The organism is Streptomyces virginiae (assembly GCF_040638905.1).
GTDB lineage: Bacteria > Actinomycetota > Actinomycetes > Streptomycetales > Streptomycetaceae > Streptomyces > Streptomyces virginiae_B.
In genome coordinates, this window is the sequence record NZ_JBEZYV010000002.1 from 49,667 (window position 1) to 61,967 (window position 12,301).

General features: G+C 70.8%; 8 protein-coding genes. 3 read left to right on the top strand and 5 right to left on the bottom strand.

The features are described from left to right. The first annotated feature begins 165 nt into the window (after positions 1–165). Entirely contained in the window at positions 166–978 is an 813-nt protein-coding gene (gene ddaH, locus AB0F82_RS03725) for a dimethylargininase (RefSeq protein WP_362623582.1), read from the top strand. A gap of 170 nt (positions 979–1,148) precedes the next feature. Here ddaH and AB0F82_RS03730 read toward each other — a convergent pair whose 3' ends face one another. Continuing rightward, the gene (locus tag AB0F82_RS03730; protein WP_362623585.1) at positions 1,149–3,443 is read right to left on the bottom strand and encodes a salicylate synthase; all 2,295 of its coding nucleotides are present in this window, start codon (positions 3,441–3,443) and stop codon (positions 1,149–1,151) included. Then, positions 3,436–6,981 carry an amino acid adenylation domain-containing protein gene (locus AB0F82_RS03735; protein ID WP_362623587.1) on the bottom strand — a complete coding sequence of 1,182 codons (3,546 nt, stop codon included), beginning with the start codon at positions 6,979–6,981 and terminating at the stop codon, positions 3,436–3,438. Before AB0F82_RS03735 ends, AB0F82_RS03730 begins: the two co-directional genes overlap by 8 nt. Before the next feature lie 289 nt (positions 6,982–7,270). On the opposite strand from AB0F82_RS03735, the gene AB0F82_RS03740 reads away from it, so the two are divergent. Next, the gene (locus AB0F82_RS03740; RefSeq protein WP_436842028.1) at positions 7,271–8,917 is read left to right on the top strand and encodes a (2,3-dihydroxybenzoyl)adenylate synthase; all 1,647 of its coding nucleotides are present in this window, start codon (positions 7,271–7,273) and stop codon (positions 8,915–8,917) included. A 30-nt stretch (positions 8,918–8,947) separates the two neighbouring features. After that, the gene (locus AB0F82_RS03745; protein ID WP_362623592.1) at positions 8,948–9,151 is read left to right on the top strand and encodes an MbtH family protein; all 204 of its coding nucleotides are present in this window, start codon (positions 8,948–8,950) and stop codon (positions 9,149–9,151) included. Between the two features lie 78 nt (positions 9,152–9,229). On the opposite strand, the gene AB0F82_RS03750 is transcribed toward AB0F82_RS03745, so the two are convergent. The 3 genes from AB0F82_RS03750 to AB0F82_RS03760 all read right to left on the bottom strand — a co-directional run bounded on the left by AB0F82_RS03750 (position 9,230) and on the right by AB0F82_RS03760 (position 12,299). Next, complete coding sequence (locus AB0F82_RS03750) at positions 9,230–10,294, bottom strand: ABC transporter substrate-binding protein (protein WP_362623595.1); 1,065 nt, start codon at positions 10,292–10,294, stop codon at positions 9,230–9,232. A gap of 78 nt (positions 10,295–10,372) precedes the next feature. Continuing rightward, positions 10,373–11,209 carry an ABC transporter ATP-binding protein gene (locus AB0F82_RS03755; protein ID WP_362623597.1) on the bottom strand — a complete coding sequence of 279 codons (837 nt, stop codon included), beginning with the start codon at positions 11,207–11,209 and terminating at the stop codon, positions 10,373–10,375. 1 nt (position 11,210) lies between these two features. Beyond that, positions 11,211–12,299 carry a FecCD family ABC transporter permease gene (locus AB0F82_RS03760; RefSeq protein ID WP_362623600.1) on the bottom strand — a complete coding sequence of 363 codons (1,089 nt, stop codon included), beginning with the start codon at positions 12,297–12,299 and terminating at the stop codon, positions 11,211–11,213. Positions 12,300–12,301 lie beyond the last annotated feature (2 nt).

The following is a 12,301-nucleotide window of genomic DNA, read 5'->3' on the forward strand; positions in this document are numbered from 1 at the left end:
TCCAGGATTGGCCTGGTGCCATTGCCAGGGCCCCCGTACGGCCCCACCTCAGAGGCGCTTCACGGCACTCCTGCCACCCTCACAACGGTGCGGGGACACCCCAACCCCCACACCCCCCGACGGGCACCGAAATCCGGACGGCCCACGACCTCAGGGACGCTCAGCATGCGCACTGCAAGGAACCGGCACTACCTCATGTGCCGGCCCACCTATTTCGACGTGGTCTACTCCATCAATCCCTGGATGGACCCCGCCAAGCCCGTGGACACGGCTCTGGCCGTGACGCAATGGGAGCAGTTGCGCCAGGTGTACGAGGACCTGGGGCACACGGTCGAACTGATCGATCCGGTGGACGGACTGCCCGACATGGTCTTCGCCGCCAACGGCGCCACCGTCATCGACGGCCGCGCACTCGTGGCGAAGTTCCGGGACGCCGAACGCGTCGCAGAGGCCCCCGCCTACCGCGACTGGCTGCACACCCACGGCTTCACCGACCCCCGAACCGCCGAAGTGGTCAACGAGGGCGAGGGGGACTATCTGCTGGTGGGCGACCTCCTCCTGGCCGGCACCGGCTTCCGCAGCGACCCCCGCTCGCATGCCGAGGCGCAGGAGTTCTTCGGTCGGCCGGTCATCAGCCTGACCCTGGTGGACCCCGACTACTACCACTTGGACACGGCGTTGGCCGTCTTGGACGACGAGACCATCGCGTACTACCCGCCGGCCTTCTCGCCCGGCAGCCAGGCCGTCCTGCGCCGGTTGTTCCCCGAAGCCGTCATCGCCACCGATGCGGACGCCCGTGTCTTCGGCCTCAATGCCGCTTCGGACGGCCTGAACGTGGTGCTCCCGCAAGGAGCCACCGACCTGGCCGCCCAGCTTCGCACCCGGGGCTTCGCGCCGGTCGGAGTGGACCTCTCCGAGCTCCTGAAGGCGGGTGGCAGCGTGAAGTGCTGCACGCTGGAGCTCCGTTCGGGTTCCTGACACCTCCGCGGGCCCGTTCAGCCGTACGGGAGACGACCCCGTACGGCTGCCGCATGTCCGGAGTACTGCCCGCCCGCAGGCCGCGCTCGCGCGAGCACCGGAGGGAACGGTACGTCGGGGCGCCGCCTGCAAAGCGGCGCCCCGACCTGTACATCCGCCCTGTCCGGGCTCTAGCGGGCCAACGCTGCGGACTGCTCGGCCAAGGCGGAATCCGGGGTCTCGCCGCCGACCGTGGCATGCGCGGCGGGGACGAGGAAGCGGGAGACGCTGCGCATCTTCTCGCGGGTCTCCTCCAGCTCCCTTTCGGGGGTGGAGTTGGCCACGATACCGGCGCCGGAGCGCAGCCAGGTGCGCCCCTCGTGGCGGTAGATGCTGCGCAGCACGAGCGCCGCGTCGATCGTGCCGTCCGCGTCGACGGTGAGCACGGCCCCGCTGTAGAGACCTCGGGGGCCTCCCTCGGCGCGCCGGATCAAGTCACAGCCCTCGGCCTTGGGGATGCCGGAGGCGGTCACCGCGGGGAAGAGCGCCGCGACGGCCTCCCAGGCACCGCGCCCCGGGGCCAGAGTGCCCGAAAGCCGCGACGCGAGGTGCTGCACGCTGCCGCGCTCCTTGATGGACATGAAGTCGTCCACCTTCACCGACTCCTCGGTGCACACCTGAAGGAGTTCCTCCACGACGAGGCGAACCGAAGCCGCGTGCTCGAAGACCTCCTTCTCGTCGCGGTAGAGCTCGGCTCGGCGGCTGCTGTCGCCCTCGCGGTCGCCTTCCAGGGCACGGGTGCCGGCCAGGGGCTGGGCCACGACGTAACCGTCGTCGCCCGTGACGCCGACGACGATCTCGGGGCTGAAGCCGACCGTCTCCCAACCGCCGAGGCGCAGGAGGAAGGAGCGGGCCGGGTCGTTGCCGCGCCGTCCTTCCACGAAGGTGCTGGGGAAGTCGACGGGCGAGGTGACGGGGACGACGCGCGACAGGATGGCCTTGGCGAGCTTGCCGGCACGGATCTCGTCCACCGCGCCGGCGACCGCCGCCTTGTAGGCGTCCGCGTCGTGGCCGTCCACATCGGCGGTGACGCGCCGGGTGCTGCCGAACGCGCCGCTGAGCGCTTCGGCGGAGCGGACGCGCCTTTCGAGGTCGTCGAGTTCGGTCTCGTCGATGGCGCGCAGCAGAGCGCTGCCCTCCTCGAGCCGCACTTCTCGCGCGGGGATGGCGAGGTGGACGAGCGGAGCGTCACCCTCGGTGGCGGGGAGGCCGTGCAGGGGATAGCTGAGTTCGAAGGTGGCCCATCCGTACGCGCGCCACTCCCGGACCGGCACGGCGGCCAGTGCCTGGTCGAGGGCCTGCAGCACACCCCGCTCGGCGGTGAACACGGCGGGGACGGCGCCGTCGGCGAGGTCGTTCACGGTGAGGACCGTACGGTCCTCGTGGACGATGAGGGTTGCGTGCTCCCCCTCCGCCCAGCCGATGGCTCCACGATTCTCGAAGAGGACGTACGAGTCCGCCGAGGTCTCGGACAGTGCGGCCGCGGTGCTCAGCACGTCGCCGCCAAGGCGTATCTGGCGCTCATGGTAGGCAGGGGCCAGGGTCACGGCTTCTCTCTCTTTCCCGGATCGGGTGGGTCCGGTGAGGCGGGGGATCCCGCGGGGTTCGGTGGAATGCGGTGCTGCGGACGTCCCGTTCACGGATGCCGCCTCACCTCGTAGCGCGCTCAGGACGTGGTCGACCACCAGGTCCAGGTGGTCGAGCAGGTAGAAGTGCCCGCCGGGAAGGACGTGCGTACCGGTGATGGCGGCCGCCACCTCTGCCCAGCGCTCCGCGTCCCGGATCGGGGTGGCCGGGTCGGATTCGCCCAGCAGCACGCGGACCGGTGTGGTGATGCGCGGGTGGGCGAGGTCGGGTACGTATCGGCCTATCACCTGGAAGTCCGCGCGGCAGGGCGGCAGGATGAGCTCCCGGACGTCGGGGTCGTCGAGGAGTTCGTGCGGTGTTCCCCCCAGGCCTCGCAGGTACTCGATGATCGCGGCATCGTCGTACTCGGCGACCGGCGAGGGGTTTTCGAGGAGCCGTCTCGGACTGGGCCTGCCCGACAGGACCAGTCCGACGGGGCGGGGCCCCCGGCTCTTCTCCAGACGACGGGTGACTTCGAAGGCGACGGAGGCACCCATGCTGTGGCCGAAGAACACGGTGGGCCTGTCCATACAGGTCACCACGGCCTGCACGACCGCGTCGGCCAGATCCGGCATGGCTGTCACCGGCCGCTCCGCCGCACGGCGCTCCCGCCCCGGCAGCACGAGCGAGACGACCTCGATGTCGTCGGGCACCGCCCGGGCCCAGTCCCGGTAGAAGGCCGGGGCACCGCCGGCGGGGCCGAAGCACACGATGCGCGCCGCGGCGTCCGGCCGCGGGGCGTACCGGCGGAACCAGCTGTCGCTGTCGGGCGCTCCCGGCCCTGAAGGCCGGTCAGCCATGGTCCGGCCCCGTCGGCGTGGCGCCACGACCGTCGTCGCCCCCGCCGGCCAGCCGTGCCTCGATCTCCTCGTCCGACAGCCCGTCGATCTCCAGGAAGACCTCCGCCACGGCCTCCATCCGGCCCTCGTCCTCCTCACGGGTCGTGAGCGTCCGGGCGAGATCGGCCACGGTGAGGGCGGAGAGGATGTCGTGGACCGACACGTCATCGGTGTCGAGGGCCTCGCGGAGCCGTGACGTGATGCGCGTGGCGAGGATGGAGTCGCCGCCGAGGGCGAAGAAGTCGTCGTCGCGCCCGACGGTAGCGATGCCGAGTACCCGGGACCAGACGCGGGCGATCACTGATTCCAGCGAGGACTGCGTGCCCGTCGGTGCGCCCTCGTTCACGGTACGTGCGGCCAGCAGGTCGCGCAGTGCGCGGCGGTCGGTCTTGCCGTTGGCCGTCAGCGGCATCTCGGCCAGTACGGCGATGGTGTCGGGGAGCATGTGAACGGGAAGGCGTTCGGCCGCCCGGGCACGGATGTCCGCCGCGTCGGCCTCCTGGGTGCCCGTGGCCACGACGGCGCACAGCTTGGGCGTCGGTCCGGTGCGGAGCACGAGTGCGGTGGCCTGGCGCACCGCCGGGTGCTCGGCGAGCGCGGCCTCCACCTCACCGAGTTCGATCCGGAAGCCACGGATCTTCACCTGGTCGTCGGCCCGGCCGAGGAATTCCAGGGTGCCGTCCGGCCAGTAGCGGGCACGGTCGCCGGTGCGGTACCAGCGAAGTCCGTCCAGCTCCAGGAAGCGGTCGGCCGTACGCTCGGGGTCGCCGCGGTATCCGTCGGCCACGCCCGCGCCGCCGATCCACAGCTCGCCGGAGACCCAGTCGGGGCAGTCGCGGCCCTGCGGGTCGACGACGCGGCAGCGCACGTTGCGCAGCGGGGTGCCGTAGGGGACGCTCGTCCAGCGCGCCGGTACCTCACCGTTCACCGACTCCTGGATCGTGGAGTGGATGGCCGTCTCGGTCGTGCCGCCCAGGCCCAGGAACCGGCAACCGGGGACCTGAGCGTGCAGTCGGACCGGGAGGTCGACGCCCACCCAGTCACCGCCGAGCAGGACGGCTCGCAGGGTGGTCCCGAGGTCGTCCTGCTCCCCCGCGGTGAGCAGCATGTCGAGCAGGCTGGGCACGCAGTTGAGGATGGTGACCGCGTGCCGCCGGACCAGGCCGGTCCAGGCCGCGGCGTCCTTGCGGGTGGTCTCGTCGATCGCCACGACAGCGCCGCCGCAGGACAGCGGGGCGAAGATGTCGAAGACGGAGAGGTCGAAGTCCAGGGCGGACAGCGCGAGGGTGCGGTCGTCGGGGCCCAGGCTGAGCCGGTCGACGAGGTCGTCGACGGTGTTCGCGGCGGCCCGGTGGGACACCTCCACCCCCTTGGGCTCACCGGTGGAGCCCGACGTGAACAGGACGTAGGCGACGTCGCCCGGTGACGCGTACACGGGTTCGGCCAGGGGTTCGGCGGTGATGGCTTCGCTCACCCGCAGGACGCCGGGGCCGGCAGTGGCGCCGAGCACCGTGGTCACCCCGGCGCGGGTACGGATGGACTCCGCACGTGCAGCGGGCTGTTCGACGCCGATGGGAACGTAGTGGGCGCCGGCCGCGTGCACCCCGAGGACGGCGACGATCTGCTCCGGGCCCTTGGGCAGGCTGATGCCGACGGCTTCGCCCGGCTTCACTCCGCGCTCGCGCAGCGCGCCGGCCACGCGCAGCGCCCGATCCGCGAGGGTGCCGTAGTCGAGAGCGAATCCGTCGGCCACCACGGCCGCAGCTCCGGGGCTCTCGGCGGCCCGCGCGAAAAAGGCCCGGTGCAGTGGCTGAAGCGGCATCGGGCCATCGGTGCCGTTCGCTTGCGCGCGTACGGCGACCTGGGCGGGGGTGGCGAGCGATCCGACGGGGACGTCCCAGGCGGTGCCGTCGCAGACCCTGCCGACGAGGTCGGTGAAGGCGGCGAACATGGCCTCGGCCGTGCCGTCCGGGAAGCCGTCGGAGCGTACGTCCCAGTTCACGAGCAGACCGTCGTGCAGTTCGGTGATCTGGGCGTCCAGGAGCACCTGGGGGCCCTGCGAGACGATCCACACGGGCTCGCCGAGGACACGTTGGACGTCGGCGCCGAAGAGCTCGCCGAGGTCGAGGGCGCTGGTGAAGACGACCGGGGCGAGGACCTGGGTGCCCTGGTCGCGGGAGAGGTCCCGGAGCACCTCCACGCCCGAGTACGAGGCGTGGGCCGCGGCGGAGTGCATCCGCCGCTGGGCGTCGCGCGCCCGATCGGCGAAGCTCAGCGTCTCGGTGAGGTCCACGTCGAGGAGCAACGAGCTGGTGAAGTCGCCGACGAGGCTGTCGACGTCCCGGTGGAGGGGACGGCGGTCGAACATCGGTACGTTCAGCAGGAAGCGCGGCTCTCCGCTCCATGCGCCGAGGACCTCCGCGAAGGCGGTGGCGACGGCGACGGCGGGGGTGACGGCGTGCTTGCGGGCCTGCTCGGTCAGGCGGCCCCGCTGCTCCGGGGCGAGCCAGTGGTGCAGGCGGGTCACCCGGTTGGCAGGTCCGCGCTCGGCCTCGGGGCGGGCCGGGAGGTCGGGGGCGCCGGGCAGTTCACCCAGGCGCTCGCGCCACCAGGCGACGTCCTGCTCACGGGGCGGCTGGGTGCGGCGCTCGGCGAGGTAGCGGGAGTAGCTGTAACCGAGCTCGGGCAGGGGCTGCTCCGGGTGCTCGTAGAGGCGGACCAGGTCGGCGAGCAGCACACGGAAGCTGCGGGCGTCCGCCGCCAGCATGTCGACATCCACGTGGACCCGGCTCCGGCCGCCCGGGAGGAGGGTGACGCGCACGTCGAAGACCTGACCGGCGGCGACGTCGAGAAGCTGGTGCGACAGTTGCTCCCGGAGCTGGGACGCCTGCGCCTCGGCTTCCGCCTCGTCGGCCTCTCGGAGGTCGAGTACCGGCAGGCTCGTTCCGCGGGTCCACGGTCCTATGAGCTGGTTTCCGTCGTCGAGGATCCGTGCGCGCAGCATGGGGTGGCGCTCGGCGAGCGCTGCCACGGCCGCACCCAGCCGGTCCGGGTCGATGCCCTTGCCTTCGAACTCGGTGTAGAGATGGGCCGCGACGGCGCCGAGGTTCTGCGAACCCCGTCCGATCCAGTACGCGTGCTGCATGAGGGCGAGCGGGAAGGTTTCGCCGTCGGGCTCGGAGTCCGGTCCCGCTGGGCGCAGTTGCGCCGCCGCCGGTTCACCCGAGGTCGCGGAGTCACCGGACGTCGCGTCCGCGCCCGCCTCCACCTGCCGAGAGGTCTCGACGGGGAGCAGGGTGCCCCAGTCGGCCAGAGTGGGCCGCTTCGCCAGGTCGGCGAAGCCCACGTCAACTCCCGCGCGCCGGAAGCGGTCCGCGATCCTCATGAGCTTGAGGGAGTCCAGACCGAGTTCGATGAGGTTGACCTGGTCACTCGGGGGCTCGGCGCCGGAGCCGAGCAGTTTGGTGACCACACCGCGGAGGTCGTCGATCGACAGCATGAAGCGCTTCTTCCTTACGCGTCGTGTGGTGGGGGTCGCGGGCTTACGGCGCACGCCCTGGGACGGGCCGGAGGGCAGAGGGGAAGCACCTGTTCGATCGTCAAATGGCTTGCAAGTCATCAGACATGACCACTGAGGGCACCCTTCGCGACAAGAGGTGTGCAACGACGGGAGTTAGGTTAACCTAACCACACCTGTTTGTGGATGCTGCGAGCTGCACCGACGTCCACGCTCCTCACGAGCGGAACCGAACGAGGTGCGCCCGCCGACCTACGAGAGTCGAGCGATCGTGACCCAGAATGCCGCTACACCCCCTGCGCCCCAGCCGTCGGGGCTCACCCCGTGGCCGGAGGAAACCGCGGCCCGATACGTGGCCGCAGGTCACTGGGACGGACGCACCCTCGGCACCTGTTTGCGGGATTGGGCCCGTCAGTACGGGGACCGCACGGCCATCGTGGCCGGTATCGAGCGGCTGACCTACCGGGAACTCGACGCGCGGGCGGACCGGATGGCGGCCGGGTTCGCCGATCTCGGCATCCGGACAGGGGACCGGGTCCTCGTACAGCTTCCCAACAACGGTGCGTTCCCGGTGCTGTTCTTCGCGCTGGCCCGACTGGGCGCGATACCCGCCCTGACCCTTCCCGCGCACCGGATCACCGAGATCGGCCACTTGGCCAGGCTGTCCGGCGCAGTCGCGTACGTCATCGCCGACGAATACGGCGCCTTCGACTACCGGGAGCTCGCGGCCGCGGTGCAGGCGCAGGCACCCGACCTGCAGCACGTACTGGTGGCGGGCGACCCGGGCCCGTACACCGCGCTCGCGAAGGTGGACGGCGAGCCGCGGACATTCGCCGATCCCGATCCCGCGGACATCGCGCTGCTGTTGGTGTCCGGAGGCACGACGGGCGTCCCCAAGCTCATCCCCCGCACGCACAACGACTACGGCTACAACGCCCGTGCCAGCGCGGCGGCCTGTGAGCTGAATGCGGACACGGTGTACCTGGCCTGCCTGCCGGTCGCCCACAACTTCCCTCTGGCCTGCCCCGGCATGCTCGGCACCCTCTCCGTCGGCGGCACCGTCGTCCTGTGCGCCTCTCCCGCCCCGGGTGACGCCTTCCCGCTGATCGAGGCCGAGCGCGTCACCCACACCGCGCTGGTGCCGCCGCTGATCCCCCTGTGGATCGACGCGGCCGAATGGGATCCGGCGGACATCTCCAGCCTGCGCGTCCTCCAGGCCGGAGGCTCGAAGCTCTCCGCCGACCTCGCCCGGTCCATCCCTGACGACCTCGGTTGCGCCGTGCAGCAGGTGTTCGGCATGGCGGAAGGACTCCTCAACTACACCCGGTCCGGCGATGACGCCGACATCGTGGCCGTCTCCCAGGGCCGCCCGCTCAGCGAGGACGACGAGCTGCGGATCGTGGACGCGGACGGTCGGGAGGTGGCTGCCGGCGAGGCCGGCGAACTTCTGGTGCGCGGCCCGTACACGCTGCGCGGCTACTACCGGGCGCCGGAGGTCAACACCACCGCCTTCACCCCTGACGGCTTCTACTGCTCGGGCGATCTCGTCCGCCGGCTCCCCTCGGGGCACCTGGTCGTGGAGGGACGGGTCAAGGACACCATCGACCGCAACGGCGAAAGCGTCTCCGCCGAAGAGGTGGAGGCGCACGTGACCGCCCACCCGAAGGTCCACCGATGCGCCGCTGTCGGTGTTCCCGACCCGGACGGGGAAGGCGAGCGGATCTGCGTCGTGGTCGTCCCCGGCGGCGAAACCGCGCCGACGCTGCAGGAACTGCGCGCTTTCATGCTGGAGCGGGGGGTTGCTTCGTTCAAGCTGCCCGATCGCGTCGAGAGCGCCACCGACCTCCCCCTCACCGCCATCGGAAAGATCGACAAGCGATCGCTCCGGGCCGGGCTCGGCCCCTCCGGCCAGGCCTGAGAATCACTCGAACAGGAAAGGCAACGCCTCATGACCAACCCCTTCGACGACGAGAACGGCACGTTCCTGGTGCTGGTCAACGACGAGGGCCAGCACTCGCTGTGGCCGTCCTTCCAGACTGTTCCGGACGGCTGGCAGCAGGTGTTCGGCCCCGGCGGGCGTTCCGACGCCGCGGCCTACATCGAGGCTTCCTGGACCGACCTGCGACCCAAGAGCCTCACCGAGGCTTCCTGACCCGCGCCCGGCACAACGGAGTACGGGAAGGCCCCCCACCTTGCAAGGGATGGGGGGCCTTCCCGTACCGGGACGGGATCAGACGACGTCTACGCGGGCGTTGGAGACGGCCGTGGCAAGGTCGTTGAGAACCTTGACGAAGCGCTGGTAGGTGAACGGCGTCTCGGTCTGCCAGTCGATGATCTGACCGGCCTGGACGGCCGCGGCGGCCTTCCACGTCGGGTAGGCCTCCGTCATCTGCTGGTTGGTCAGACCGCCCTCGGGGCGGGCGTCCTCCAGCAGCAGGTCGGCCTTGTAGCGGCCGGCCTGCTCCCAACTGAGGGACTCGAAGCCCGCCTCGGCCTTCTCCGGCTTGACGATGTCCAGACCGAGCTGCTGGAAGAACTTCACGTCGCCGTGGAACTCGGGGTCCGCGACGAAGAAGGTCTCCTTGGTGCCCGAGACCACTGCCACCGACAGGCCCTTCTTCGCCTCGGCGGCCTTCTTCACGCCCTCGGCAGCCGCCTCGAAGTCGGCCTTCGCCTTCTTGACCTCGGCGCTCTGCGGGTCCGCGCCAAGGGCTGCGGCCAGCTCGCCGAACCGCTTGACGGCATCGGGGACGGCCACGCCCATCAGCTGGATGACAGCGATCGGGGCGACCTCCTCGACCTTCTTGATGATGTCCTCGGGGATGTACCAGACCATCGGGCCGTAGGCGATGGTGACGACGAGGTCCGGCTTGAGGGAGATCAGCTTCTCCATCTGGAACTCGCCGAAGACGGTGCCGACCGAAGTGGTCTTGGACAGGTCGACGTTGCCGACCTGCGGGCTGGGCTTGCCGTCCTCGGTCTTCTGCGGGCCGAAGATGCCGACCGGCTTGATGCCGAAGTCCCACAGGGCCGCTGCCGGGTGGGACTGGGCGACGATCCGCTCGGGCCGCTTGGGAAGCTCGATCTTCTTCCCGCGGTCATCGGTGAAGCTCCACGGGCCGCTCGCAGCGGGCTTGCCCGAGGCGGCGGTGTCGGTGCCCTTCTTGTCCTCGGAGCCACCACAGGCCGCCAGGAGCGGTGCGGCGGCGACGATGCCGGTGAAGGCGAGGAAGCGCCTGCGGTCGGAACGGAGCTCCTGGGCAGGGGAAGCCGCGGAGTTGCTGAAGATGGACATCGGAATCCTTCCGGGCGGCACGGCGCCGCTGGGTTGTGCAGGAGGGTGGTGCGTGGGGGAGGAAAGGCCGGCGGCCCGTCAGTGGGTCGCGGCCGCGGGTTTCGCTTCGCGGCCGAGAGAGTGGTGCCGGCCGAAGGGGATGATGTGCGGGCCGCCGCCCGCGGGATCGGTGATGACGGTGCAGCTCAGCCCGAACACGTCGGCGACGAGCTCCCGCGTGATCACTTCGGCCGGGGTGCCCTCGGCGACGATCCGGCCGCCCTTCATCGCGATGACGTGATCGGCGTACCGGCAGGCGTGGTTGAGGTCGTGCAGGACGAGGACGACGGTCCGGCCCTGGTCCCGGTTGAGGTCGACGACCAGGTCCAGCACCTCGATCTGGTGTGCCAGGTCGAGGTGGTTGGTGGGCTCGTCGAGCAGTAGTGTCGGGGTGCCCTGGGCCAATGCCATGGCGATCCAGGCGCGTTGGCGCTGGCCGCCGGAGAGCTGGTCGACGCTCCGGTCGGCCTGATCGGTGAGTCCGGTCGCCTCCAGCGCATCGTAGACGGCCTGCTCGTCCTCGGGCGACCACTGCCGCCACCAGGACTGGTGGGGGCTGCGTCCGCGCTTGGCGAGATCGAGGACGGTGATTCCCTCGGGGGCGACCGGCGACTGCGGCAACATGCCCAGCCTGCGCGCCAGTTCCTTGCCCCGCAGCGAGTGAATGAGTTCACCGTCGAGATGGACGGCTCCCCGCTGGGGAGCAAGGAGGCGGGCCAGTCCCTTCAACAGGGTCGACTTGCCGCACGCGTTCGCCCCGATCACGGCAGTCACGCGCCCGGCGGGCACCGCCACATCGAGGGAGTCCACGATGAGTCGGCCGTCGTACCCGAGGGTCAGGCCCTCTGCCACCAGTCCCTGTGGTCGTTGATCCACTTCAGCCTCCCGATCCGGTGCGGTTGGACCTGCTGAGCAGCCAGAGCAGGCAGGGGGCGCCGAGGACACCGGTCACGACGCCCACGGGGAGTTCGGTATCTGCGAGCAGCTGGCGGCCCGCCACATCGCCGACGAGGACGACGAAGGACCCGACGAGCGCCGAGGGAAGCAGGGCCGGCCCCGGCGTGTTCACCAGGCGCAGCGCGATCTGTGGGGCGATGAGGGAGACGAAAGCGATCGGTCCGGCGGCGGCACTCGCGAACGAGACGAGAGCGGCTCCCACGACGAGCAGGGCGATGCGGGCGGTCTGCACCGGCATCCCGAGGACCTGTGCGGTCTCGTCACCGAGCTGGAGCCCGCTCAGCCAGGGGCCGAGAAGAGCGACGCAGGGCAGCAGGACCGCGAGGGAGACCGCCAGCGGTCCGACGTGGCTCCAGTCGCGGGCGTTGAGGCTTCCGGTGAGCCACATCAGGGCCTGCTGGGCCTGGTAGACGCCGGCCTTCAGGAGCAGGTAGCTGGTGGCGCTGGTACAGAGGGCGGCGACGCCGATGCCGACGAGGACGATACGGAAGCCGGTGGTCCCTCCCTTCCACGCGAGGGTGTAGATGAGCGCCGAAGCTCCGAGGCCGCCGAGCAGAGCCAGGGTCTGGAGCCCGAGTCCGGAGCCGACCCCGAAGAGCAGGCCGGCGGTGGCCGCGGTGCCCGCACCGGCCGATACACCGATGACGTCCGGGCTTGCCAGCGGGTTGCGGGTCAGGGTCTGGAAGACCGCGCCGGCCAGCCCGAATGCCGCCCCGCACATCAGGCCGACGAGCGCCCTGGGCAGCCGGAGGCTGTGAACCACCATCTGCGTCGCGGAGTCGCCGCTGCCGAACAGCGCCCGGGCGACATCGACCAGTGGGAAGTCCAGCTCCCCGAAGGCCAATTCGACCACGAACGCGACGAAGACGGCGGCGGCGAGGAGGACGGTGACGAGTACGCAACGGGGACGGACGATCCAGGAAGCCCGCGTCCGGGGCACCCGGAGGACCAGGCCGCCGGCGGACCGCGGGCGGGTCCCCTGGGGCCGGTCGGCGTGAACTGTGGTCATGC